Annotated in this window: 22 protein-coding genes; 7 read left to right on the forward strand and 15 right to left on the reverse strand. The window is 71.7% G+C overall.

Translation table 11 applies throughout. The features are described 5' to 3' along the window. Window positions 1–2 precede the first annotated feature (2 nt). From BGO91_RS15930 to BGO91_RS15945, 4 genes are all read right to left on the reverse strand, one after another. Window positions 3–1,211 carry an AI-2E family transporter gene (locus BGO91_RS15930; RefSeq protein ID WP_290473701.1) on the reverse strand — a complete coding sequence of 403 codons (1,209 nt, stop codon included), beginning with the start codon at window positions 1,209–1,211 and terminating at the stop codon, window positions 3–5. Continuing rightward, a complete protein-coding gene (locus BGO91_RS15935; protein ID WP_290473702.1) occupies window positions 1,198–2,907 on the reverse strand; it encodes a SulP family inorganic anion transporter in 1,710 nt (569 codons plus the stop codon). The genes BGO91_RS15930 and BGO91_RS15935 overlap by 14 nt, the downstream gene beginning before the upstream one ends. A 39-nt stretch (window positions 2,908–2,946) precedes the next feature. Beyond that, window positions 2,947–3,417: an SHOCT domain-containing protein gene (locus tag BGO91_RS15940; protein ID WP_290473703.1), complete on the reverse strand. Its 471-nt coding sequence runs from the start codon at window positions 3,415–3,417 to the stop codon at window positions 2,947–2,949. Window positions 3,418–3,492: 75 nt separating this feature from the next. Next, on the reverse strand, window positions 3,493–3,951 hold the full coding sequence (locus BGO91_RS15945) for a DUF6194 family protein (RefSeq protein WP_290473704.1): 459 nt from the start codon (window positions 3,949–3,951) through the stop codon (window positions 3,493–3,495). Window positions 3,952–3,988: 37 nt separating this feature from the next. On the opposite strand from BGO91_RS15945, the gene BGO91_RS15950 reads away from it, so the two are divergent. Both BGO91_RS15950 and BGO91_RS15955 read left to right on the forward strand, forming a co-directional pair. Continuing rightward, window positions 3,989–4,687, forward strand: a complete 699-nt coding sequence (locus BGO91_RS15950) for a MerR family transcriptional regulator (protein ID WP_290473705.1) — start codon at window positions 3,989–3,991, stop codon at window positions 4,685–4,687. Between the two features lie 69 nt (window positions 4,688–4,756). Continuing rightward, complete coding sequence (locus BGO91_RS15955) at window positions 4,757–6,358, forward strand: SulP family inorganic anion transporter (RefSeq protein ID WP_290473706.1); 1,602 nt, start codon at window positions 4,757–4,759, stop codon at window positions 6,356–6,358. Window positions 6,359–6,398: 40 nt separating this feature from the next. On the opposite strand, the gene BGO91_RS15960 is transcribed toward BGO91_RS15955, so the two are convergent. The 6 genes from BGO91_RS15960 to BGO91_RS15985 all read right to left on the reverse strand — a co-directional run bounded on the left by BGO91_RS15960 (window position 6,399) and on the right by BGO91_RS15985 (window position 11,762). Beyond that, on the reverse strand, window positions 6,399–6,635 hold the full coding sequence (locus BGO91_RS15960) for a hypothetical protein (protein ID WP_290473707.1): 237 nt from the start codon (window positions 6,633–6,635) through the stop codon (window positions 6,399–6,401). Between the two features lie 474 nt (window positions 6,636–7,109). Next, window positions 7,110–7,574, reverse strand: a complete 465-nt coding sequence (locus BGO91_RS15965; protein WP_290473708.1) for a hypothetical protein — start codon at window positions 7,572–7,574, stop codon at window positions 7,110–7,112. A gap of 80 nt (window positions 7,575–7,654) precedes the next feature. Next, a complete protein-coding gene (locus tag BGO91_RS15970; protein ID WP_290473709.1) occupies window positions 7,655–9,634 on the reverse strand; it encodes an alpha/beta hydrolase in 1,980 nt (659 codons plus the stop codon). Next, on the reverse strand, window positions 9,624–9,899 hold the full coding sequence (locus tag BGO91_RS15975; RefSeq protein WP_290473710.1) for a hypothetical protein: 276 nt from the start codon (window positions 9,897–9,899) through the stop codon (window positions 9,624–9,626). The genes BGO91_RS15970 and BGO91_RS15975 overlap by 11 nt, the downstream gene beginning before the upstream one ends. A gap of 95 nt (window positions 9,900–9,994) precedes the next feature. Next, on the reverse strand, window positions 9,995–10,912 hold the full coding sequence (locus BGO91_RS15980) for a hypothetical protein (RefSeq protein ID WP_290473711.1): 918 nt from the start codon (window positions 10,910–10,912) through the stop codon (window positions 9,995–9,997). A gap of 10 nt (window positions 10,913–10,922) precedes the next feature. Next, window positions 10,923–11,762: a helix-turn-helix transcriptional regulator gene (locus BGO91_RS15985; protein ID WP_290473712.1), complete on the reverse strand. Its 840-nt coding sequence runs from the start codon at window positions 11,760–11,762 to the stop codon at window positions 10,923–10,925. Between the two features lie 101 nt (window positions 11,763–11,863). Between BGO91_RS15985 and BGO91_RS15990 the strand changes: the two genes are divergently transcribed. Continuing rightward, a complete protein-coding gene (locus BGO91_RS15990; protein WP_290473713.1) occupies window positions 11,864–12,661 on the forward strand; it encodes an SDR family NAD(P)-dependent oxidoreductase in 798 nt (265 codons plus the stop codon). Window positions 12,662–13,081: 420 nt separating this feature from the next. Here the strand turns inward: BGO91_RS15990 and BGO91_RS15995 are convergent, their stop codons facing one another. From BGO91_RS15995 to BGO91_RS16005, 3 genes are read right to left on the reverse strand one after another with little or no spacing between them, the layout of a single operon-like run. Continuing rightward, window positions 13,082–14,170: a crosslink repair DNA glycosylase YcaQ family protein gene (locus tag BGO91_RS15995; RefSeq protein ID WP_290473714.1), complete on the reverse strand. Its 1,089-nt coding sequence runs from the start codon at window positions 14,168–14,170 to the stop codon at window positions 13,082–13,084. Continuing rightward, window positions 14,167–15,246 (reverse strand): FAD-dependent oxidoreductase, encoded by a 1,080-nt coding sequence (locus BGO91_RS16000; protein WP_290473715.1) that lies wholly within the window; start codon window positions 15,244–15,246, stop codon window positions 14,167–14,169. Before BGO91_RS16000 ends, BGO91_RS15995 begins: the two co-directional genes overlap by 4 nt. Continuing rightward, entirely contained in the window at window positions 15,243–15,956 is a 714-nt protein-coding gene (locus BGO91_RS16005; RefSeq protein ID WP_290473716.1) for an alpha/beta hydrolase, read from the reverse strand. Before BGO91_RS16005 ends, BGO91_RS16000 begins: the two co-directional genes overlap by 4 nt. Window positions 15,957–16,069: 113 nt before the next feature. On the opposite strand from BGO91_RS16005, the gene BGO91_RS16010 reads away from it, so the two are divergent. Next, complete coding sequence (locus BGO91_RS16010; RefSeq protein WP_290473717.1) at window positions 16,070–16,957, forward strand: aldo/keto reductase; 888 nt, start codon at window positions 16,070–16,072, stop codon at window positions 16,955–16,957. Between the two features lie 342 nt (window positions 16,958–17,299). Here the strand turns inward: BGO91_RS16010 and BGO91_RS16015 are convergent, their stop codons facing one another. Beyond that, window positions 17,300–18,100: an SDR family NAD(P)-dependent oxidoreductase gene (locus BGO91_RS16015; RefSeq protein WP_290473718.1), complete on the reverse strand. Its 801-nt coding sequence runs from the start codon at window positions 18,098–18,100 to the stop codon at window positions 17,300–17,302. 75 nt (window positions 18,101–18,175) lie between these two features. Between BGO91_RS16015 and BGO91_RS16020 the strand changes: the two genes are divergently transcribed. Further along, complete coding sequence (locus BGO91_RS16020; RefSeq protein ID WP_290473719.1) at window positions 18,176–18,886, forward strand: helix-turn-helix domain-containing protein; 711 nt, start codon at window positions 18,176–18,178, stop codon at window positions 18,884–18,886. Further along, window positions 18,883–20,025 carry an epoxide hydrolase family protein gene (locus BGO91_RS16025; RefSeq protein WP_290473720.1) on the forward strand — a complete coding sequence of 381 codons (1,143 nt, stop codon included), beginning with the start codon at window positions 18,883–18,885 and terminating at the stop codon, window positions 20,023–20,025. The genes BGO91_RS16020 and BGO91_RS16025 overlap by 4 nt, the downstream gene beginning before the upstream one ends. A 67-nt stretch (window positions 20,026–20,092) precedes the next feature. Here BGO91_RS16025 and BGO91_RS16030 read toward each other — a convergent pair whose 3' ends face one another. Then, entirely contained in the window at window positions 20,093–20,503 is a 411-nt protein-coding gene (locus tag BGO91_RS16030; RefSeq protein ID WP_290473721.1) for a hypothetical protein, read from the reverse strand. A gap of 200 nt (window positions 20,504–20,703) precedes the next feature. On the opposite strand from BGO91_RS16030, the gene BGO91_RS16035 reads away from it, so the two are divergent. After that, a complete protein-coding gene (locus BGO91_RS16035) occupies window positions 20,704–23,247 on the forward strand; it encodes an ATP-dependent Clp protease ATP-binding subunit (protein WP_290473722.1) in 2,544 nt (847 codons plus the stop codon). Window positions 23,248–23,264 lie beyond the last annotated feature (17 nt).

A 23,264-nucleotide genomic window follows, 5' to 3' on the forward strand; every position in this document is an offset into this window, starting at 1 on the left:
TGTCAGTCCTTTCGTCGGTCGTCGTGGTGAACCCTGTGTTCCGTGCGCTCCGCCTTGCGGGCCGCGGACTCCTCTTTCATGAGCACCCTCGTCTCGCTCAGATCGCCGATCGCCGCCCGCCAGACGCGGGCACGCGGGTCGGAGTCGATCAGCACCGCGCGCACCAGGAGGGTGAGCGGCACGGCGAGGATGGCGCCGAGCGGCCCGAGCACGACGGCCCAGAACAGCACGGAGAAGAACGTGAGGGTCTGACTGAGCGCCACCGCGTTGCCGACGACCTTCGGCTGGACGATCGACTGCACGACCGCGTTGATGATCCCGTAGACCACGATCACGGCGACGACCGTGCCCCAGCCGCCCGTCAGGTAGCCGAAGACGAGCGGGGGGACGATCGCGATGAAGTACCCGACGTTCGGGATGTAGCTGCACAGGAAGGCGAGGATCGCCCAGAGCAGCGCGGCCGGCACGCCGAGCAGCCAGAGCGCGAAGCCGTTGATCACGCCCTGCACCAGTCCGAGCACGGTGGTGACGACCATGTAGCGGCGCACGCTGTGCGCGAAGCCGCTCATCGCGTAGACGAGGTTCGGGCGGGTCGGCTCGAGCTGCCGCAGCAGCGTCGGGGTGTAGGCCGCATCGGCGGGCATCAGGATGAGCATCGTCAGCACGACCACCCCGAACGACAGGAACCCGAACGCACCGCCCAGCAGCCCGGTGAAGAAGTCGAGGAACTTGGCCGGGTCGAAGCCGGACGCGATGGTCTTGACCTCCTGCGGGCCGACTCCGATGCTCTGGAGCCACGTTCCGATGTCGGCGCCGATCTGCTCGAGCTGGCCCTTGTACTGCGGCAGCATGCCCACGAACTGCGCGAGGGCGACGATGAGGACGGCCGCGAAGCCCGCGAGCAGGGCGAACACGGTGAGCGCGACCGCGCCGGTGGCGACGCCCTCCGGCGTCCCGTGCCGGGTGAGCCACACCCGCACCGGCTGCGCGCAGATCGTGAGCACGAGAGCAAGGAGGGTCGGGGCCAGGATGCTGCCGATGGCGGCCATCCCGAACGCCACGACCACCGCGGAGGCGAGGGCCAGGAGGATGCGCACGCCGCGTCCCGTGCCCGCGCCGGTGCCGTCGCCGCCGGAGTCGGTCGCGGTGGGCGGTGCGGGTTCCGGCGCCTTCGCACGGCGGTGGAACGGCCACCACTCAGGGGCGGGCATGATCGTCCGCGTCCGTGCGGAGCGCGGCGAGCGCCTCCCGGTTGGTCTCGAAGTAGCGCACGCCGTCGCCCAGGCACAGGTGCTCGATCCGCTCCCGGATCCCCGGGCGGACGCGCGAGAGAGACAGATCGGCGTTCTGCCGCTGCAGGAACTCCTGCAGCCCCTCCCACGACTCGGCACCGGTGACGTCGATGTCGGTGACGGCCTCCATGTCGAGCACGAGGTGGGCGGCGCCGGCGGATTCGACCGCGCCCTCGACCGCCTGCTGGAACACGGTGCTGTTCGCGAAGAAGAGCGGAGCCGCGAGCCGGACCACGATGACGCCGGGCGCGGTCTGCTCGCCGCTGGGCGCCTCCGCCAGCAGTGAGGCGTTCGGGTCGCCGTCGGCCTTGAGCGTGTCGATGGGCGGGTTCGCGGCACGGCGGGTGACGTTGATCACGGCCAGCACGAAGGCGATGACGATGCCCGCGATGGGGCCGATCAGCAGGGCGCCGAGGAAGCAGACCGCGCCGATCACGAACTCGAAGCGGTCCAGCCGCCAGAGCTGGGCGAAGTCGCGGATGCCGAGGAGCGGCACGACGGCGACCGCGACGATGGTGCCGATGGCGGGGGAGGGGACGTCCTCCAGCAGCGCCGTGCCGAAGATCAGGAGCAGCAGCGTGCCGAGCGCGGTGATCAGCGTGGGCAGCTGGGTGCGGGAGCCGGCCTGGTCCATCGCCGCGGTGCGGGAGGTGGAGGAGCCGACCGTGAAGGCGCCGGTGACGCCCGCGCCCAGGTTCGCGACGCCGAAGGCGAAGAGGTCGCGGTTGGGGCGCGTCGGGTAGTCGCGCTTCTGGCCGTAGGAGCGGGAGACGAGCAGCCCTTCGCCCATCGTGACCATCGTGAGCGCGATCGCCGACGGCACGAGGGCGAGCCAGTCGGTCCACGCGATCACCGGCCAGGTGAAGGTCGGGGGTCCGGCATCGACCTTGCCGAGCACGGAGACGCCCGCCTTCTGGGCGTCGGTCAGCACGACGACGATGGTGCCGACGATCAATACGATGAGCGCCCACGGGACGGCCGCGGCGATCCGCCGCCCGACGAGCAGGACCACGAGCGCGCCGAGGGAGATGACGAGCGACCAGATGTTGAGCTTCGGGAGACCCGTGATCAGGCCGCCGAGCTTCTCGAGGAACTCGCCGCCGCTGTCGATCTTCACCCCGAGCATCTTCGCCGCCTGCGACACCAGGATGTCGAGCGCGAGGCCGCCGACGAAGCCGATCAGGATGGGCTTCGAGAGGAAGTTCGCCAGGAACCCGAGCTTGAAGAACGAGCAGAGCAGGAAGAGCACGCCGCCAATGAGCGCCTGCGCGAGCGCGAGGACGATGTAGTCCTTGCCGCCGGCCACGGCCATGCCGCCGAGGGAGGACGCGACGAGCGCGGCCGCCGCAGCGTCCGGCGACGCGACGAGCTGGCGCGACGAGACCGTGAGCGCGTACAGCACCGCCGGCACGACGAGGGCGTACAGGCCGGCCGTCGGCGGCAGCCCGGCGATCTGCGCGTACCCGATGTTGAGCGGGATGGCGATGGCGAGCAGGGTGATGCCGGCCAGCACCTCCTGCAGCCAGGTGCTGCGGTTCAGACCCGCGAGGGGCCGGATGCGCGACGGCGCCGGCGACCGGGTGGCCGTCGGCGCCGCCGATGCGGATTCGGGCACGTCAGCTCACCTCTCCTGGTCGGATGACGTACCGGATGCTCACGCCGTCGGCGCCGCCGGCGGGGTGGGGGCTGCCGGTGCCGCGGGAGCAGCCGGGGCGGCGTGTGCGCCCGCCGCGGGCTGGTGGCCGAGGGCGACAGACTTCAGGTGGTCGAACTCCGCCTGGTTGATGGTGCCCGCGTCGAGCAGGGCCTTGGCCTTGGCGATCTCGTCGGCCGGGCTCGCCGCCGCCACCTGACGGATGTACTGGTCCGTGGCCGACTGCACCTGGCGCGCCTCCTTCTGGCTGCGCTCCGCCATCCCGGGACCGCGCGCGATCAGGTAGACCAGCGCCGTGAGGAACGGCACGAAGATCAGGAAGAGGATCCACAGGGCCTTCCACCAGCCGTTGAGCTTGTGGTCGCGGAACAGGTCGCTGATGATCGAGAACAGCGCGAACAGGTACGCGATGAACGCGAAGCTCCAGAAGAAGAGCCAGATGATGTTCCAGAAGTTGTCCCAGAAAGACATGTCGTTCCCCTCCTTGCCCGGGTCGGTCGTGACCCTGGGTGTGGCCTGAGAGTAACGCCGCGCGGGAGCGCGCGTCTAGAGCCGTGTGGCCCCGCGGCGTTCTGCGCGGCGGCGCGCATCCTCGTGCGCCTCGCGCACCAGGTCGAGCACGGCGCGGAGGGTGCGCTCGCCGGGGAGGACGACCGCGACCCAGCCGTACGGTCCGTACACCGGGTGGGGGAGGAGCACGTCGACGGCGGCGGGGTCGTGCGGCCCCTCCCCGACGAGGGCGGCGAGGCGATCGCGGCCGACGTGGATGTTGACCCGCCAGCGTCCGCCGCCGAGCCGGGAGAGGGTGTCCTCGGGGTAGTCCTTCGTCACGATGGTGGCGTACGGCTGCGTGTTCTGCGGGACCCGGCCGTCCGGGGCGAAATAGAAGAAGGAGTCGCCCCAGGCGAGCTCGGGGGAGCCGTCCCCCGACTCCGGCTGGAGCACGAGCGAGCCGTCCAGGCGGCGGACGGCGGCGACGATCCGGTCCATACTGTGGGTGTCCATGGTTCAAGTGTCCGATTGAAGTGCTTATGGAGGGTTCGTGACATCCATCGCCGCCGTCGCGACGGCCTCGGGCTACTCCCGCCAGCAGATCCGCGACCTCGAGCGGCTGGGCGTCATCCCGCCGGCGGAGCGCGGTCCGAACGGCTACCGGAGGTTCACCGCGACGCACGTCCGGGCGCTGCGGGTCTACCGCGCCGTCGCGGCCGCGGTCGGCCCGGTCGATGCGCGGCGCGTGCTGCGGGAGGCGTGGACCCTCCCGCTCGCCGAGGCTGCTGCGCTGCTCGGCGCGCTGCACGTCGGCCTCGCGCGGGAGCGGGAGCAGGCGCAGGCCGCACTCCACGCCCTGCGCTCGATCCGCGCGGAGGGGAGCGGCCGCCGACGGACCGACGACGTCGCCCTCACCATCGCCGAGCTGGGCGACGCGCTCGGTGTGCGGGCCTCCACCCTCCGGTTCTGGGAGCAGGAGGGGCTCGTCTCCCCGGATCGCGTCACCTCGCGCGGAGCCAGGAGCTACCCGCCCGCCGCCGTGCGGGAGGCGCGGATCGTCGCGGCCCTGCGTGCCGCCGGCCACGGGATCCCCGCCGTCCGCTCCACCATCGACGCCGTCCGCGGGTCGGCGGACCTCGGGGACCCGGAACGGGCGCTCGCGCAGCGGATCGAGGCGCTCGCGCAGCGCACGCTGGCGCTGCTGGAGGCCGGTGCGGACGCCGCCGCGCTGCTCCGAGAGCGCGTCTAGACGGTCGCCGGAGGCCCGGCTAGCCTGCGGACTAGTTCGATCGCCGCCGGCAGGACGAGGGAGGGATCCATGACGACCGCACCCTCCACCGTCCGGCGGCCCTGGCTGCTCCCGACGCTGGCGGGGTACCAGCGCGGTTGGCTCGGCCGCGACATCGTCGCCGGGATCTCCGCGGGCGCGGTCGTCGTGCCGCAGGCGATGGCGTACGCGACCATCGCCAACCTCCCGGTCGAGGTCGGCCTGTACACCGCGATCGTGCCGATGCTCGTCTACGCGCTGCTCGGCGGCTCGCGCGCGATGAGCGTCTCCGCCACCTCCACCATCGCGACGCTGACCGCGACGACGCTCGTGTCGGTGGGCGTCGTCGCGAACTCGGACCAGATCCCGCGCGACCTCGTCACGCTGACGCTGCTGGTCGGCGCGATCCTGTTCGTCGCGAGGCTGCTCCGCCTCGGCTCGCTCGTCGAGATCATCAACCGCCCGACCCTCCTCGGCATCCAGGTCGGCGTCGGAGCCACGGTCGCGGTCGGTCAGCTGCCCAAGCTGCTCGGGGAGACGACCGCGCCGACGGGCGAGGGATTCGTCCGGTCGATCAACGCCGTCATCGCGGCCGTCCCGCAGGCGAATCCGTGGACGGCCCTGCTCGCGGTGTGCTCGATCGCGGCGCTGTTCCTGTTCAAACGTTTCCTGCCGCGGGTTCCCGGGCCGCTGATCGTCGTCGCCGCCGGCATCCTGCTCGTCGCCTTCGGCGGGGCGAAGGAGGCCGGCGTCGAGCTGATCGCGCCGGTCGGGCAGGCGTTCCCGCTCCCCGTGCTGCCCTCGTTCGATCACGTGTTCCAGCTCATCCCGGGCGCCCTCGCCATCGCCGTCATGGCCTTCCTCGAGACGGCCGCGGTGGCGCGCGGCATCCGCGACCTCGACGATCCCCGCATCGACAGCAACCGCGAGCTCTTCGCCATCGGCGTGGCCAACCTCGTCGGCGGCTGGTTCCAGGCCCTCCCTGCCGCGGGCGGTTTCTCCCAGAGCGCCGTGAACAAGGCCGCGGGGGCCCGGTCGCAGGTGGCGGCCATCGTCACGGTGGTGCTCGCCCTGCTGATCGGGCTGTTCCTCGGGCCCATGATCAGCCTCCTACCGCAGGCGACGCTCGCGGCACTCGTGTTCGTGGCCGTCTTCGGCCTGATCGACGTGAAAGATCTGGCCCTGCTGTGGCGCATCAGCAAGCGCGACTTCACCATCGCAGCCGTCGTCACCATCATCGGCTTGACGGCGGGACTGCTCGCGGCGGTCGCCGTCGGCGTCCTGTTCACGCTCGTCCTGGTCCTGGCCGCCATGAACAAGCCACGCATCCACGCGGAAGCCGCCGCCGACGGCCACATGGCCGTGACGCTGCTCGGCCCGCTCTACACGGCCAACGTCCTCGCAACCGAGCAGGCCGTCCTCGACGCCGCCGACGCCGCCGCCCAGGTGGCGACGCTCCACGAACTCACGCTCGACTGCTCCACCCTCCAGGACATCTCGATCACCGTGATCCTGGCGTTCCGCGACCTCGACCGTGAGCTCGCGGGCCGCGGAGTCCGGCTCCGCGTGCGCGGCCTGCCCTCCGCGGCGCGGGAGATCGCCGCGCGGACGCCGTGGTTCCAGGGGCTGGAGGCGGACGGGCGGGTGGTCTAGGCGGGCGCGGGTGGGGCGAGCTCGGGTGGGGTCGTGCGGCCTAGTAGTCGATCTTGACGCATTCGCTGCTGATCTGGATCGTCATGTTGGTCAGGCTTGCGCTGAAGGAGAGGCCGGCTCGCATCTCGTCGGTGGAGACGGGGCCGATTTGGCGGACGTGGTATCCGAGGTCTTTCCAGTGGGCGCGGACCTTCTCGGTGACGGCGTCGGGGTCGAACGTTTCTGGATCGACGCGTTGTTGCACGAAGATCGAGTACTGCTCGGCGGTGGCGGGCATGTCACAGGCACCCATCGCCCAACCCGAGCGGTTCTTAGGGTCGAATACGGTCGGGGTACTCCGCTGTCCAGCCATTCGCCGCCGACGAACTGTGCGAGGTCGCCGGTTTGAGCGAGGGTCTCGGTGAGGAGCTGGTCGACGGTCTTAGAGGAGAAGCCCTCGGGGTGGCTGAGGACGTCGCCGTCGCCAGGCATGGTCATGTTTCCTCCTAAGGATGCGCAGCCGCCAAGGGTCGCGGCGATCGTTACGGCGAGAATGGTTCGAATGGTGCGTGATGTCATCGCCGTTTGGCGCCTTCTCCGGGTGCGGTGGCTCCGCCGTCGATTTGCCGTCGAGGCCGAGGCCGCGGGAGACGCGAGCGGCATTGTGCAGGGCCTCGGTCGCGTCGTCCGGTAACTCTGGCCCCTACTCGCTTGCGGAGCCTCCGTATACGGTCGGACTGTGCCCGTCGGTACACTCAAGCATCCTTCTGACTCAATCCCATGAGACGCATTCGCTGTACACGAGTATGTCCATGGCTTTGGTACTCGCGCTGAAGGAAAGTCCGGAATTGTTGTGGAGCGCGACGTTGATGGAGCGGAGACCATCCGCATCGGCTGTCGCAGGACCGATCTGGCGGATCTGAGAGCCGAAGCCCTCCCAACTCGCGCGGACCTTTTCAGTCATGGCGTCGGGGTCTAGGTCGGTCTCGGGGCCGGCGAGTTGTTGGACGTGGATGGTGAATTGCGCCAGGGCCGACGACACGTCGCAGGCTCCCAGCGCCCAGCCCGTCCTATTGCGCGGGTCAAAGACTCTGGGTGGGACGCCGGTGTCCAACCATTCGCCGCCGAGGAGTTCGACCATCTCGTTAGTCTGCATAAGCGCTTCGTCGAGTAAATGGCTTTCCGGTTTCGAAGCGCTGGCCGACGGGGAAGGGCTGTCGTCATGGGGATCTGTCATGGTACCTCCTTGTGGAGTGCAACCGGCCAGCAGGGTAGCAATAAGGGTTGCAGTGAGAGTGGTTCGGATCCTGCGCGCTGTCATCGCCGCTTCGCGCCTTCTCCGGGACGGGTGGCTCCGCCATTGATCTTGTTGTCGAGGCCGAGGGATGCCGCGGCCGCGTTGTGTACAGCTTCGGTGCCCTTATTGAGGTAACCATGGCCGCCTGAGGCGTGCGGTTCGGTGAGGGTGCCGTTGTCTTTGCCGTATCCGAGTGTGTCGTGTCCGTCGGTAGGGGCGAGGCCCTCCGATGGGTCGCCTTCGGAGGAGAACCCCCGAGCGCCGAATTGTGCCTCTCGCGGGTCTGCGCGGCCGGAGAAGTCGCGTCCCATCCAGGCCACACCGTCGCGGGAGGACTCGCTTGCGTAGACGTGCTGTCCGCCGCCATCCACGTGCAGGTCTTTCACCCCGCGGATATCGCTTTCGATGCCGGCCGAGGCCAGGAACACCACGGATTGGACGTTGTGGTTGATATCGCTGACGGCATTGCCGACCACGGTGGTGCCGTAAGAGTGCCCGATGACCGCGGTAAACGGGTCAGAGTTTCCTCCGAGGATGCTGCTGGCCGCCCATTGACCGTCTAGTTCGCGGGTCAACCGGGCGGCACCTGCGCGGGCGAAGTCGCCGTGGAGTACCGAACCCATGTCGGGTGGGGCGTACCCGATCCATGCCACGACCATGTGGGCCACACCGGGTTCTGTCAAGAATTGCTCGTTGAACACATTCAGTGCACCATTGGTCCAACCTGCGAGGCGGTCGGGCTCTCCGAGCGCACTGTTCATGCCGGGAACCATCCACGTGACTTTCCCGTCCTTCTCGGCCCTCGTGTCGCCGACCGCGACCCCGGCCAAGGGTGGGTCGTTGTGAAGGTGATAGGAGAGCAGCCCTCGCGGTGGTGTCAGCTGTTTGGCGAGTTGCTCGTAGTCCAACAGCGGTCCCGAGAGCTTGTTGACGCCGAGCGCCTTCAGGATGTCCTGCAGGACGATGCCTTGCGGTGAGTCGGGGCTGATGGTGGGGTCGGCGAGATCGCGGGTGAATTGGATCATGTTGGCGTGGATGCGGGTGTCGGCGTCCAGGCCGGGGAGGTTGCCGATGATGGTGGGGACGGCTTGGCACCACTGTTCCCGCTGTTCCGGGGAGAGCTTCTTCCACCAGGTGGCCACGGCTTCGGCTTCCGGCGGGTTGTCCCAGAACTGTTGCATCAGCCCGGGGTTCTCGGCCAGGAGTGCGGCGAACTGGTCGGGGCTGAGGGTGCCCAGCAGGTCGATCGACCCGGAGGTGGTGGCATCCAGACGGGTGAGGGTCGTGAAGGTGGTGGTGAACCGGGCCGATTCCCATTCGGCGGTGTCGCGGAGAGCTCCGTGCAGGGTGGCTTCCATCTCGCGGGCGAAGAGGTCTTCGGCGGTGTGGAATTCGTTCTGCGCGGTGCGGGCGCGGGAGCGCGCGTCGTCCAAGCGTTGCTGGGCGTCGTCCAGGTGGACGCGGGCGACCATCAGGTCCGCCTCGATGTCCCCGGCGCGACGGCGTAACGACGCCGTCGCCTCCGCGGCGACCACCTGGTCGCGGGGGGAGGCCGATGGGGAGCTGTGCTGCTGGGTCAGCAGCAGTCCGAGCAGGGCGGCATGGTCGGCGGTGAGCGTGCCGACCAATGCCTGCGCCCGTTCCAGGTCTTCCTGCGCCTCCACCGCCGACTCCAACGCCAGATCGGCGGCGGACTGGGCCGACTGCATCGCCCCCGCCCACCGGTGTGAGGCGTCCGCCGCCGCCTGGTGCTGCTCTGCCGCGGTCTGGGCTGCCTGCGCCAGCCGCAGCAGGCGGTCCCGGAAGGCGTCCGCCGCGATCCCGGACCACGCCGGGGCCGCGAGCATCCCCTGCGCCTGGAGCATCCGCTGCCTTTTCCCGTGCAGCCCCTCGGCCAACGAACGTAACTCGTAGATCAGTTCCTGCACCGCCTCCTGCTCGCCCGGGGTCGGGTCCTCCTCGAACAGAACCGGTGACCAGTCCCGGTACTCAGAACGCACGAACGTCCACCGCGAATGCGTCCGCGTCAGCGGCATCCCGGCCCTCGAACACGTCCGCCGCGGAACCCAGCAGTCGTGCCAACGCGTCCAGACCCACGCTCACCGTCGACCGGCCCGGACCCCAGTACGACTCGAACCGATCCACCGTGCTCACCGCACGCCCGCCCCCGAACCGACCGGCCGTCACCTTCGGATCGGTGCCCCGGCCATCAGGCGTCAATTCACTGCGCGCCTCCCGCAGCATCGCGGTGTCGACCGCGACCACTCCACCCATACCATCCCCGAATCCTCAATGAGAAATACGATATCGATGTCCAGGATGGAAAATCAAACGAGGTGTGCGGATATCACGCTCAAGGATTAGGCGCGGCAGGCGGCTCCAGCCCACTCCAGCACCCGCAGCGCCCGGAGGGTCTGCCACCGGCTGGGCTCGCCGACCCGCTCCATCGTGATGGTCGTTCTGCCGGGGATGACGGCCTCCAGCGTCCAACGGCCGTCCGCGCCGCGCTTGCTCTCGACGAGCGCGACGGCCTCCGCGACCCGCTCGTCGGCGGGCGCGCCGGCCGCGCGCAGGTGGTCGAGCCCGCGGAGCACGTCGTAGCGCCAGTAGGTCGGGAAACGGAAGGTCAGCCAGTCCTCGTCGATCAGGGAGCCGTCGCTCTTGCGTCGCAGCAAGCCGCGCTCCAGCAGGTATGTGTGTCCGCGGGCGAGCTCCGCCGAGACGTCGGTCGGGCCACCGGCGTCGCGGTAGGCGGCGAGCCCCTCCAGCGCGCAGATCGTCGAGTGGAACGAGGACGGCGCGGTGCGGTCCTCGGAGTAGCAGTTCCAGCCGCCGTCGTCGTGCTGATCGGCGAGCAGGAGGCCGACGATCCGTTCGCTGGGGGAGCCGAAGGCCGCGCCCGCGATCAGCACGCGGCCGTTGATGCAGGGCTCGACCTCGCCCTCGAAGAACGGGCTGTGGCCCCACTCCTCACCCCAGTCGACGTTCTCGCGCACGCGCTGCAGCGCAGCCGACATCCGCGGAGCGTCCGGCTCGGCGCCGAGCGTTGCGAGGAGGAGCAGGGTGTCGTCGGTCGCATCCCAGTCCTCGGGCTTCCACACCGCGCCGCCCCAGGTTCCAGCAGCGTCCTGGGCGTCCAGCAGGGCCGCACCCCAGCCCTCGGACTCGACGGCGGCGCGGTCGGCCGCCCACGCCCGAGCGGGCTCGTGCAGGAGGTCGCGCCGGGTCTGCCAGCGGATCGAGGGATCGCCGTCGAGGAGCCACGCGGTCACGTCCACGGCGCACACGCTACTCCGCGAACGACTGCGTTCCCAGCACGCTCAGCAGGGCCAGCTTCTCGGCCGCCTCGGTGTGCGGGGGCGCGGTCAGCACGAGCAGGCACTGCGAGAGGTCCTCGGTGAAGAGGGCCTGGCAGTCCAACTCCAGCGCGCCGAGCTCGGGATGGAGGAGGGTCTTGTGGTCCTCGAAGCGGCGCGCCACCTCGTGCCGCTCCCAGATCGCCGCGAACTCCGGGCTTTCGCGCAGCAGCGCGCGCACCACGTCGCCCGCGCGGGAGCGCTCGCCCAGCGCGCCGTACGCATCCCGCAGCGAGGCGACCTGCGCCCGGCTCTGCCGGTCCCGGTCGTCCTCCGGATACATCGAGCGGGCCGACTCGGGATGCGCGAACCAGCGGTACACCTCGCTGCGCTCCAGCCCGGTGAAGCCCGAGCGGTCGCCGAACAGCGCCACCGCCATCCGGTTCTGCACGAGCGTCTCTCCCAGGTTGGAGAGCACCATCGCCGGGCTGTCGTCGAGCCGGTCGAGCACGCGGAGAAGCGCCGGCGGAACGTGGGCGCCGCCGAGGCGGTCCGGGGTGTTGTGGCCCGCGATGCGATGGAGGTAGTCACGCTCGTCCGCGGTCAGCCGCAGGGCGCGGGAGAGGCTCGCGAGCATCTGCTCGCTGGGCTGCGGGCCGCGCTGCTGCTCGAGGCGGGTGTAGTAGTCGACCGACATGGCGGCGAGCAGTGCGACCTCCTCGCGGCGCAGCCCCGGCGCGCGGCGGCGGGCACCGACGGAGAGCCCGACGTCGGCGGGCTGCAGCGCCTCCCGGCGGCGGCGGAGGAAATCGGCGAGGGCGGTGCGATCCATCCCTCCATCATGCGCCGCGTCCGCGCCGCGAACCAGGGATCGCGGATCCCCCGATCACCGGGTCTCTCCCGGTCGGCGGCGTCACCGCCGAGGCTGAGGGCATGGACATCACAGGAAACACCATCTTCATCCCGGGAGCGACCAGCGGCATCGGCCTCGCCCTCGCCGTCGCCCTGCACGACCGCGGCAACACGGTCATCGTGGGCGGACGCCGCACCGAGCTGCTCGAGCGGATCGCCGCCGAGCACCCCGGCATCGACACCGTCCGCATCGACACCGCCGACGCCGAGAGCATCCGCACGGCCTCCGCCGCCGTGATCGAGCGCCACCCCGAGCTGAACGTGCTGGTCGCCATGGCCGGCATCATGCGCGTCGAGGACTGGCGCAGCCCCGCCGGCTTCGTCGAGACCGCGGAGGCGATCGTCACCACGAACCTGCTCGGCCCGATCCGGCTTATCGGCGCGTTCATCGAGCACCTGCAGACCCGGCCGGACGCGACCATCGTGACCGTCTCGTCCGGCCTCGCCTTCGCGCCGCTCGCCGTGACGCCGACCTACAACGCCACCAAGGCCGCCATCCACATGCTCAGCGAGAGCATCCGCCTCCAGCTCGCCGGAACCTCCGTGCGGGTGCTGGAGCTGGAGCCGCCGGCGGTGCGCACCGGTCTGATGCCGGGCCAGGAGGACAGCCCTGTGGCCCAGCCGCTCGACGAGTTCATCGACGAGGTCATGGGCCTCATCGAGACGCAGCCGGAGGCCACCGAGCTGCAGGTCGAGCGCGTGAAGTTCCTGCGCTACGGCGAGGCCCGCGGCGACTACGCCCAGGTCGTGGCGGCACTCAACGCCGCCGACCCGCACGGCAAGGCGCCGGCCGAGGCAGCCCGGACCGACGCGGCCTAGCTGTCGCTCGCGGGCCGCGCGCGGCGCTGCCGCCGTCCCCACCCCCGGCAACTCCGGAGAATTCTGTTACCGCAGCCCGAATCGCCGTCCGAACGGCGAGGTGAGCGGCGCGGCGCGGCGGAGCTCCGGAGTTCCGGGGGCGCGTGCCGCTGCCCGCGCACGGAAGCCGGTGCGCCGTTCCGGTGTCGGCCGGTGCCGCGCCGGTCAGGTTGCCGGTGCTCCGGTGTTGGCTGCCGCCGCGCCGGTCAGGTCGCCGGAGCTCCGGTGCCGGCTGACGCTGCATCCTCAGCTCGCCGCAACTCCGGTGCCGGCTGACGCCGCGCCGCTCAGGTCGCCGGAACTCCAGCGAGCCGGGCGCGGCGGCGCCGAAGCTCCGGAGTTCCGGTGCAGCGGCATGCGGGAGGGCGCGGGCCTCGCGGCCTAGCGGTCCCGGCGCTCGACCGTCAGGGCGAGCCAGGCGGCGAGGTCGGCGATCGCCGCGTCCACGTCGTCCCGTACGGCGGGTGTGAACGGCTCGTCCTCGTGCACGGCGTCGACGCGGAGGATGCCTGCCTTCCGGTCCGCCGTGGCGTCGAGCTTGCCGACCAGGCGGTCGTCGTGGAGGATCGGCAGCGCGAAGTAACCCCAGCGGCGCTGGGCGGCGGGCTTGTACATCTCCAGCAGGTATTCGAAGCCGAAGAGGTCCGAGGCGCGCACGCGGTCGTGCACCAGCCGGTCGAAGGGGGAGAGCAGGGCGGTGCGACCCGCGAACGGCGCGCCGACGGCCTCCGGATCGACCCGCCAGTCGAGGTCGCTGCCCTCCACCCGCACCGGCTCGCCGGCGTCGCCCACCAGGACGGCGCGGGCGATGCCGAGCGCTCGGAGGCGGCGGGCGTCCCGCAGCGGCTTGGCCTGCGCCTCGGGCACGATCTCGACGCCGGCCGGGTAGACGCGCTCGGCGACGTCCCAGGTGCGCTGACGCCCGATGCGGCCCGCGACCGCCACCTCGCCGCGGCCCTGCAGCAGCTCGAGCATCCTGGTCACGTTCTGGTTGTGGGTCCAGCCGCTCGACTGCCACGGCACGGCGGCCGTGTTGGGGATGTCCTTCGACAGCAGAGGGCCCTCGGCGCGCAGCCGGGCGAGCAGGTCGACGCGGAAGGCGTCGTTGGCCGTCAGCCAGGCCGCCCAGGCGGGGACGTCGTCCGGCCAGCGCGACATGCGGTCGAGGTGGAGGCCGAGGTCGGAGACCGCGCGGACCATCGCGAACGGCGGCTGCTTCGGGTCGTCCATCGCCTTGACCTCGTAGAGCAGCCGGTCGGTCTCGAGGGCGGTCTGCACCTCCCCTGGACGGAACGCGGGGCCGAGCCGGGTGAAGGCGATCAGCTCGGCGCTCGGCGCGACCGCGGCGGTCGGGTCGAGCTGCAGGAAGGTCAGGTGCTCGACCAGCGGCACCAGTCCCTCGGGTCTCGTGGCGTCGAGGCGCTGGGCGCGCACGGCGATGCGGCGGGCCTCGTCGCGGGAGAGGATCATGCGGCTCCCGCCCCGACGATCTGCTCGGCGAGCAGGTCGCCGACGAGCGGCCCCATCGTCAGACCGGCGGCGCCGAAGCCGGCGTTGACGTAGACGCCGGGATGCCCCTCCAGCTCCCCGACGGAGGGCAGCTCGCCCTCGGGCAGCGGGCGGAGTCCGACACGCGTCTCGATCACGGTCGCGTCGGCGAGGCCCGGTGCGACGGACAGCGCATCGGCGAGCACCTGCTGCTGGCCGGCGGCCGTCACTCGGGCATCGAATCCCGAGCCGGTCTCGCGGGTCGCGCCCACGACGACGCGGGAGTCGTCGAACGCCACCAGGTAGTGCGGGGCGACGGGATGGACGGACGGCCAGTCCCGCGTGTCCACGCCGTCGAGGCGCAGGTGGGTGATCTGCCCGCGCTGCGGTTCGACGGGAACGCGGGCTCCGAGGCGGTCGAGCACGCGGTTCGTCCACGCACCCGCCGCGACGACCAGCGCGTCCGCGTGCAGCTCGCGCTCCTCGATGCGGGGGACGCCGTCGGCGCCCAGGAAGACGGTGCCGTCGACGCGCTGCGCGCCGTGCGCCTGCGCTCCGGCGAGCAGCCCGGCCCGCAGCGCGCGGCCGTCGACACGTGCGCCGCCGGCGATGTGCAGAGCGTGGAAGCCGTCGCCGAGCGGAGGGAAGAGGTCGCGTGCGGAGGCGGCGTCGATGCGGCGCACCACGCCGATCGTGCGGGCCTGCGGCGCCCGCGCGGCGATGCGCTCCTCCGCCGCGTCCACGACGGAAGCCTCTCGGTTGACGATGAGGGCACCCGAACGGCGGAAGCCGATGTCGTCGACACCGACCTCGGCCAGCCGCTGGATCAGCTCCGGGTAGTAGTCGGCGCTCGCCGAGTACAGCTCGTAGAAGTCCCCGTCGGCGACCGAGCTCCACGGCTGGATGATGCCGGCGCCCGCGTCCGTCGCGCGCCCGGTCAGCCCGGCGTCGGCCACGGTGACGGCGATGCCGCGCCGGGCGAGAGCGAAGGCGGTCGCCGCTCCGGCGACGCCGCTCCCGATCACGAGGACGCTCGACGCGGTACCGGCTCCGCTCATCGGGCGGCCGCCTCGGCGATCGCCGCCCCGAGGTCCTCCGGACGCGTGAACATCGGCCAGTGTCCGGTCGGCAGCTCCACCACGTCGTAGCGGTCGAGTGCGCCGAGCTCGCGGCAGAACTCCGCGCCCGCGTCGATCCAGCGGCGCAGGTCGGCCTCCCCGAACTCGCAGGCGATGACGGTCGCGGGCACGGCACGGCGCCGGGCGTCGTCACGGAGCTCGATCGCCCCGGTCACCACGCCGCCCGGCTCGGGGACCGCGCTGCGGCGGAAGGCGTCGCGGAGGGCGTCGTCGAGATCGACCAGGTCCTCGTCGTCGAAGTCGTCCCAGTCCGGCAGCGGCACCTCGCCGTCGACCGGGGTCAGCCCGCTCGGGATGACATCGCCCGGCGCGAGCGGGGACGAGTCGACGAACACGATGCGGGCCACGCGATCGGGACGGGCGTCGAGAGCAGCGTTCGCCAGCGGGCCGCCGCCGGAGTGCCCGACGAGCACCACGTCGCGCGCGGCCGGATCTCCCGCGGCGTCGACCGCGGCGGTGATCGCCGCGACGTGCTCGGCGACGCCGATGCCCGCCCGTGGCGACGTCACCGCCTCCAGCCCGGGAAGGGTCAGGGGATGCGTGCGATGGCCGGCCGCCTCGATCACCGGCGTCACCCGCTCCCACGCGCTCGCGTTCAGCCAGAATCCGGGGACGAGGACGATCTCCATGCCCCGACGGTACTCCGGGCCGCGGACATCCGGCCGGGCCGCGCGCGCCGCACGTCGAGGGAGGCACTGTCGCAGCCTCCCTCGCCCGCGCCCCGCGGCCTACTGTTGGCGCCATGACCATCGATCTGACACTGAACAACGGCGTCGTCATGCCCGCTCTCGGGCTGGGCGTCTTCCAGAGCCCGCCGGAGGAGACCAGCGCGGCCGTCGAGACCGCCCTCGCGGTCGGCTACCGCCACATCGACACCGCGGCCGCCTACCTGAACGAGCGCGAGGTGGGGGAGGGGATCCGCCGCTCGGGCCTCGACCGCTCCGACGTGTTCATCGAGACCAAGGTGTGGGTGACCGACTACGGCCGCGACGAGACGCTGCACGCGTTCGAGAAGGCGACCGGCAAACTCGGCGTCGACCGGCTCGACCTGCTCATCCTGCACCAGCCCGTTCCGAGCCGCTTCGAGACGACCATCGCCGCCTACCAGGCGCTCGAGACCCTGCTCGCCGACGGCCGCGTGCGCGCGATCGGCGTGAGCAACTTCACGCCCGCGCACCTCGACCGCCTGCTGGCCGAGACGGAGATCGTCCCCGCCGTCAACCAGGTGGAGCTGCACCCCTACTTCTCGCAGCCGGACGTGCGCCGCGCCGACGAGCAGCACGGCATCGTCACCCAGGCCTGGTCGCCGATCGGCGGCATCACCTTCTACCCCGGCTGGGGCGAGAAGCGGCGCAGCGTCATGGACGACCCCGAGCTCGCGGCGATCGGCGCCGACCACGACAAGAGCCCCGCGCAGGTCATGCTGCGCTGGCACCTGCAGGAGGGGCGCTCCGCCATCCCCAAGTCGACGAACCCCGAGCGCATCGCCCAGAACTTCGACGTCTTCGACTTCGAGCTCTCCGACGACGAGCTGGCCCGCATCGACGCGCTCGACACCGGCGAGCGCAGCGGCCCCGACCCCGACGTCCTCCGCGAGGAGCTCTTCCAGCGCGTCATCCCGGAGGCGTGAGCGGTCGGCGCCGGGGGCTTGCCGTAACTCCGGCATGCGGCTTCGCCGCGCCGCTCAGTTCGCCGTAACTCCGGCGATCGGGCTCGGGCGTCCTGATCTCACCGGAGTTCCGGAAGGCTCGGGGCGCGGGTAGGCCGGGCGGCCCGCGTCACCTGGATCGCCGGAACTCCGGCGATCCAGGGCATGTGGGCCGAACTTGCCGGAGTTCCGGTGGGGTGAGCGGCGCGTCGCGGCCGGTGTCCGGAGTTCCGGAGGCCGGGCAGCGACGCGGATGCGCGCGCGGACGCAGGTGCGTGCGCAGACGCCCCGTGGGCGCGGAGGCACGCGCACGCGTCCGTCGGCTCAGGAGGCGTCGTGCCAGGACCAGATGTCGTCGCCGCGCAGGGTGGCGTCGGCGCCGCCGTCGTCGTAGATCACCTGGCCGGCCATGTGCGTGTTCCCCACGCTCGTCAGCCAGATCAGGAGGTTGGCGATCGACTCCGGAGGCTGGTGGTAGTTGAGCGGCATCGGCACGGACGCGTCGACCATCGCGGCGCCGTCGGGCGTCGCCAGCAGGTCGGCCGTCATCGGGGTGACGACGGTGCCCGGAGCGACCGCGTTGAGCGGGATGCCCGATCCGGCCCAGGCGTCCGAGATCGACTCCCGGCGCACCCAGCGGGCGAGCGCGCGCTTCGACGACGGGTAGACGATGTAGCCGGTCATCGGGTCGTCGGTCACGTAGCCCTGGGCGATCTCGAGCGCGCGCTGTTCGTCGCCGGCGAGCGCGGCCTCCACCATCTCGGGGGAGTTCTGCTGCAGCGACGCCATCGACGAGACGACGGCGGCGCGCGGGGCGTCGGACTCCCGGAGTGCCGGGAGCAGCGCCTCCAGCAGCTCGGTGACGCCGAAGTAGTTGACCGAGATGGTCTTGGCGATCGGTGCGGAGATGCCGGCGCAAGCGATCACGGCGTCGACGCGGCCGCCGGCGAGCGCGATCACGGCCTTCGCGGCCTCGGAACGGCCGGTGCGGGTGGAGAGGTCGGCCTCGACCTCGGCGCCGCGCAGGTCGACGCCGATGACCTTCTCGCCGCGCTCGCGGAGCAGGGCGGCCGTGGTGGCGCCGATGCCCGACGCGGATCCGGTGACGACGTAGGTGCGTGTCATGTCATGTCCTTTCTACGGGTGAACATTATTGACAGACTACGCCAAAAAAGGATGCGCAGTGCTAGTGTCGCCGCCGTGACCGATTCCGCCGACCGCACGCCCGCCTCCCGCGGCCGGGGCCGCCCATCCGTGGTCGACCATGACGCCGTCGCGGAGGCCGCCATCCTGCTCTGGACCGAGCGCGGCTACGAGCAGACCACCTGGCGCGACCTCGCGGACGCGACCGGCGTCAGCGAGCGCACCCTGCTGCGCCATTTCCAGACGCGCGCCGCCATCGCCTGGACCGGGGTGGATGCGGCCCGCGAACGGCTCGCGGCCGCGCTCGCCGCCGCGACGCCGGACGAACCGCTCGCCGACGTGCTGCGCCGCGCCGTCGTGAGCTCGGTCTCGCACGACTCGGTGCGCCGTCTCGGCTCGCAGTGGGCGACACTGGTCTCCACCGAACCGGAGCTGGCCGCCTTCGGGCAGCGCAGCAACCTCCCGTGGACCGCCGACCTCGCCGACCACATCGCCGCCCGTGTGCCGGAGGCGCCGCGCGCCGTCGCCAACGCGGTGGCCGCCGCGTACGAGGCCGCGAGCCGCTCGGCGCTCATCGACTGGGCAGCGGGCGACGCGGGCGACCCCGCCGACGCGGTGGATGCCGCCCTGCGCTGGCTGCGCGTCGACGCCGCCGAGGCCGCCGAGGCCCCAGGCGCCGCCGACGCGGCCGAGGCCCCGGACGCAGCCGACGCCCCGGACGCCGCCGCCGACGCCGACCCCGCTGCCGACGGAACGAGGAGAAGATGACCACGACCCCCGCACTCGAGGTCTCCGCGCGCGACCTCGATGACCTCCGCCGCCGCGTCCGCGAGACGCGCTGGGCGCAGCCCTGGCCGGTCGGCGGCTGGGAGGCCGGCGCCGACCAGGACGAGCTGCGGCGGCTCGCCGCCTACTGGGCCGACGGTTTCGACTGGGAGGAGCAGCGCCGCCGGATCGAGAGGCTGCCGTGGGGGAGCACGACGCTGGACGGCATCCCGCTCGCCTACCTCCGGTTCGACGCCGAGGGCTCCGATGGTTCGGACCGTCCCGCCCGCCTCCCGATCGTGCTGACGAACGGCTGGCCGAGCAGCGCCCTCGAGCTGGTCGAGGTCGCACGGCGCCTGGCCGCCCCGTCGCAGTTCGGGGGCGACGCGGCGGACGCGACGACCGTGATCGTCCCCGCGCTCCCCGGCTTCCCCTTCTCCCCGCAGCGCGCCAGCCACGACGACCAGACGCACGAGCTCTGGCATCGGCTGATGACCGACGTCCTCGGTTTCGACCGGTACGCCGCGCACGGGGGCGACCTCGGCGCCGGGATCACGTCCCGGCTCGCTCAGGCGCATCCCGAGGCCGTCGCGGGCATCCACCTGCTCGCGGTCGCCGCGCCGGCCCACGTCGACGAGACGACGCTGACGGACGAGGAGCGCCGCTACCTCGCCGCGGTGCAGGCCTGGGTCGCGGAGGAGGGCGGGTACCAGCACGAGCAGCAGACGCGCCCTCTCACGCTCGCCCCCGCGCTCTCCGACTCGCCCGTCGGCCTGCTCGCATGGATTCTGGAGAAGCACCGCGCGTGGAGCGATTGCGCCGGGGAGGTCTCGCGCGTCTTCAGCGACGACTACCTCCTGACGCTCGCCTCCCTCTACTGGTTCACGAACTCCATCGGGACGTCGTTCCGTCCGTACTGGGAGTACGCCGCGGGGAGGACCGTCCGGGTGGAGCGCGTGAGCGTCCCGACGGCGGTCGCCGTCTTCCCGCACGATCTCACGCAGCCGCCCCGGAGCTGGGCGGAGCGCTCGTACGACGTGACCCGGTACACGGCGATGCCGCGCGGCGGCCACTTCGCCCCGCACGAGGCGCCGGAGCTGCTCGCCGCCGACATCGTGGAGTTCCTCCGGTCGCTGGTCTGACGCCGAGCGCTTCGACTGCCTAGCGCTTCGCCTGCCGAGCGCTTCGCCTGCCGAGCGCTTCGACCGCCTAGCGCTTCGACGCGCTCCGGTCGTTCGTCCCGTACAGCGCCGCCGCGATGAGGAGGGGCTGGAACGCCAGCCGGATCAGCCGCTTGCGGTCGGTGTCGAGGCCGAACGCGCTGCGGTGGTGCTGCCACTGCGAGACGTTGCCGGGGAACACGGCCGTGAAGAACGCTGCGGCGATCCAGCCGACGGTGCTCCGGCTGGCGAGTCCCTTCCGCTGCGGGGTGACGGCGAGCGCGGTTCCGAGCGCGATTTCGACCACTCCGGAGGCGAGAACGGTCGTGTCCGCGTCGAGCGGGACGAAGTCCGGCACCTGGGCCTGGAAGTCCTTTCGGGCGAAGGTGAGGTGGCTCACCCCGGCGAAGACGAGGCCGGCGCCGAGGAGGATGCGCGCGGTAGTGCGGGCGGCGCTCATGCGGCGGCGTTCTGGACGGTGGAGGCGGGGTGGGCGGTGGAGGTGGGGGAGGCGGGGATACGTCGCGTCATACCCCGATGCAACGCCGTCCGCGCGTTCTCTGCAAGCGGACAGGGTCGCGGGCGTGCTGCCGGAATATCCTCCGACCGGATTCGTTGAACTTGAGTGCACACCACTCAACTTTAGAAACAGGAGATCACGTGCCCGAGAACTTCACTCCCGAGAGCGGCGGAGCCGGCTCGTTCGACGAGTTCCTGGCCCGCTACCTCGCGGGTGAGCGTGCGCGCGCCGCGCGCTCGATCGACATCAGCCGGTTCTTGAGCCGGCGCACGCAGGAGATCCTCGCCGAGGCGGGCCGCTTCGCTCTGGAGCACGGCCACCGCGAGCTGGACGCCCTGCACATCCTGCGCGTCATGGCGGGCGAGGAGCCGGCCGCCGACGCGATGCGCGGTATCGGGGTCGACCCCGCGCGCGTCGTGCTCGCGGCCGAGCAGCGCCTCCCCGCTTCGGGCGAGATGGTGGATGCGGACGCCGCCTCCATCACGACCTCGGCCCAGCGCGCGCTCTTCCACGCCTACCAGGTCGCCCGTGCCTCCGGATCGACGTACATCGACCCTGAGCACCTTTTCTTCGCGCTCGTGATCGGCCAGGACGCCCCCGCCGGGCAGGTCCTGCAGGCCGCCGGCGTGACCGCGGACGCCCTCACCAACGCCATGCGCCAGACCGCCACGGTCGGCGCCGGGGGCATGGGCGAGCCCGAGGCCGCCGAGGACGAGTCCGACACCCCGATGCTCGACCGCTTCGGCACCGACCTGACCGAGCTCGCCCGCGAGGGCCGGCTCGACCCGGTCGTCGGCCGGCTCGACGAGATCGAGCAGACCATCGAGATCCTCTCCCGCCGCACCAAGAACAACCCGGTGCTGGTCGGCGAGGCCGGCGTCGGCAAGACCGCGATCGTGGAGGGTCTGGCCCGCGCGATCGTCGCCGGCGACGTCCCCGAGCAGCTGCAGGACAAGAAGGTCGTCACGCTCGACCTGGCCGGTATGGTCGCGGGCACCCGTTACCGCGGCGACTTCGAGGAGCGCCTCACCGCGCTCATGGACGAGATCAGCGCCGGGACCGACGAGCTGATCGTCTTCATCGACGAGCTGCACACCGTCGTCGGCGCCGGAGGCTCGGGTGAGTCCGGCGGCATGGACGCGGGCAACATCCTGAAGCCCCGCCTGGCGCGCGGCGACCTGCACCTGGTCGGCGCGACGACGCTCAAGGAGTACCGCCGCATCGAGAAGGACCCGGCCCTCGAGCGCCGCTTCCAGCCGGTGACCGTCGGCGAGCCCAGCGTCGAGGACGCGGTGCTCATCCTGCAGGGCCTGCGCGGCGCCTACGAGGAGCACCACGGCGTGCGCTACACGGACGACGCCCTGCGCGCCGCCGTCGAGCTCTCCGACCGGTACGTCTCCGACCGCTTCCTGCCCGACAAGGCCATCGACCTGATCGACCAGGCCGGCGCGCGTCTGCGCCTGTCGCTGGGCAAGCGGGTGGATGCGTCCGCGCTGATGCAGAAGCTCGCGACCCTGGAGTCCGAGAAGAACTCCGCCGTCGCCGGCGAGCACTACGAGGAGGCGTCGCGCCTGCGCGACGAGATCGAGACCGTCCAGCACTCCCTCGACGAGCTCGGCCGCGCCCCGCGGCCCGACGCGGTCGTGGGCGAGCCCGAGATCGCGGGCATCGTCTCCCGCGCCACCGGCATCCCGGTGTCCCGCATCGGCGACGCCGACCGCGAGCGTCTGGCCCGGCTGGAGTCCGAGCTGCACGAGCGCGTCATCGGCCAGGAGGACGCGGTCACCGCGGTCGCCAAGGCCGTGCGCCGCAACCGCACCGGGCTGGGCGACGAGCGCCGCCCCGTCGGCAGCTTCCTCTTCCTCGGCCCCACCGGCGTCGGCAAGACCGAGCTGGCGAAGTCCCTGGCCGGGTCGCTCTTCGGCGACGAGAAGGCCATGCTCCGCTTCGACATGAGCGAGTTCGGCGAGCGCCACACGGTCGCGCGCCTGGTCGGCGCCCCTCCCGGGTACGTCGGCTACGACGAGGCCGGCCAGCTCACCGAGCGCGTGCGCCGCAACCCGTACTCGGTCGTGCTGTTCGACGAGATCGAGAAGGCCCACCCCGACGTCTTCAACCTGCTGCTGCAGGTGCTGGACGACGGACGCCTGACCGACGGTCAGGGCCGCACGGTCGACTTCCGCAACACGGTCGTCATCATGACCTCCAACCTCGGGTCGGAGTTCCTCGCCTCCCGCAGCGGAGCCCTCGGCTTCGTCGCACCGGGCGCGGACGGCTTCTCCTCCGAGAAGGACCTGCGCGACCGCGTGATGGGCAAGCTGCGCGAGGCGATGCGGCCCGAGTTCCTCAACCGCATCGACGAGATCGTGCTCTTCCGCAAGCTGGACGCGGAGCAGCTGCGGTCGATCGTGCGCCTGCTGCTGACCGCCACCGAGCACCGCCTGGCCTCCCGCGGCATCGCCTTCGAGACCACCGCGGCAGCCGTCGAGTGGATCGCCGACGCGGGCTACGAGCCCGAGTACGGCGCCCGCCCGCTCCGCCGCGTCATCCAGCGCGAGGTGGACGACCGCATTGCCGACCTGATGGTGACCGGCGAGGTCGCCGAGGGCGGCACCGTGGTGGTGGATGCCGTGGAGGGCGAGCTGCGCGTGAGCGCGCGGTCCGTCTTCGCCGCGGCCGCCTAGCCCGCACCAAACGAATA

The organism is Leifsonia sp. 71-9 (genome assembly GCF_001898805.1).
Lineage (GTDB): Bacteria > Actinomycetota > Actinomycetes > Actinomycetales > Microbacteriaceae > Leifsonia.

Bases quoted from the DNA above. Each gene is read 5' to 3' on its own strand.
- BGO91_RS15930 (WP_290473701.1), bottom strand. From the start codon at position 1,211: ATGCCCGCCCCTGAGTGGTGGCCGTTCCACCGCCGTGCGAAGGCGCCG.
- BGO91_RS15940 (WP_290473703.1), bottom strand. From the start codon at position 3,417: ATGTCTTTCTGGGACAACTTCTGGAACATCATCTGGCTCTTCTTCTGG.
- BGO91_RS15990 (WP_290473713.1), top strand. From the start codon at position 11,864: ATGGACATCACAGGAAACACCATCTTCATCCCGGGAGCGACCAGCGGC.
- BGO91_RS15960 (WP_290473707.1), bottom strand. From the start codon at position 6,635: ATGCCCGCCACCGCCGAGCAGTACTCGATCTTCGTGCAACAACGCGTC.
- BGO91_RS15965 (WP_290473708.1), bottom strand. From the start codon at position 7,574: ATGACAGATCCCCATGACGACAGCCCTTCCCCGTCGGCCAGCGCTTCG.
- BGO91_RS16025 (WP_290473720.1), top strand. From the start codon at position 18,883: ATGACCACGACCCCCGCACTCGAGGTCTCCGCGCGCGACCTCGATGAC.
- BGO91_RS16010 (WP_290473717.1), top strand. From the start codon at position 16,070: ATGACCATCGATCTGACACTGAACAACGGCGTCGTCATGCCCGCTCTC.
- BGO91_RS15955 (WP_290473706.1), top strand. From the start codon at position 4,757: ATGACGACCGCACCCTCCACCGTCCGGCGGCCCTGGCTGCTCCCGACG.
- BGO91_RS15945 (WP_290473704.1), bottom strand. From the start codon at position 3,951: ATGGACACCCACAGTATGGACCGGATCGTCGCCGCCGTCCGCCGCCTG.
- BGO91_RS16015 (WP_290473718.1), bottom strand. From the start codon at position 18,100: ATGACACGCACCTACGTCGTCACCGGATCCGCGTCGGGCATCGGCGCC.
- BGO91_RS15995 (WP_290473714.1), bottom strand. From the start codon at position 14,170: ATGATCCTCTCCCGCGACGAGGCCCGCCGCATCGCCGTGCGCGCCCAG.
- BGO91_RS16000 (WP_290473715.1), bottom strand. From the start codon at position 15,246: ATGAGCGGAGCCGGTACCGCGTCGAGCGTCCTCGTGATCGGGAGCGGC.
- BGO91_RS16030 (WP_290473721.1), bottom strand. From the start codon at position 20,503: ATGAGCGCCGCCCGCACTACCGCGCGCATCCTCCTCGGCGCCGGCCTC.
- BGO91_RS15985 (WP_290473712.1), bottom strand. From the start codon at position 11,762: ATGGATCGCACCGCCCTCGCCGATTTCCTCCGCCGCCGCCGGGAGGCG.
- BGO91_RS16005 (WP_290473716.1), bottom strand. From the start codon at position 15,956: ATGGAGATCGTCCTCGTCCCCGGATTCTGGCTGAACGCGAGCGCGTGG.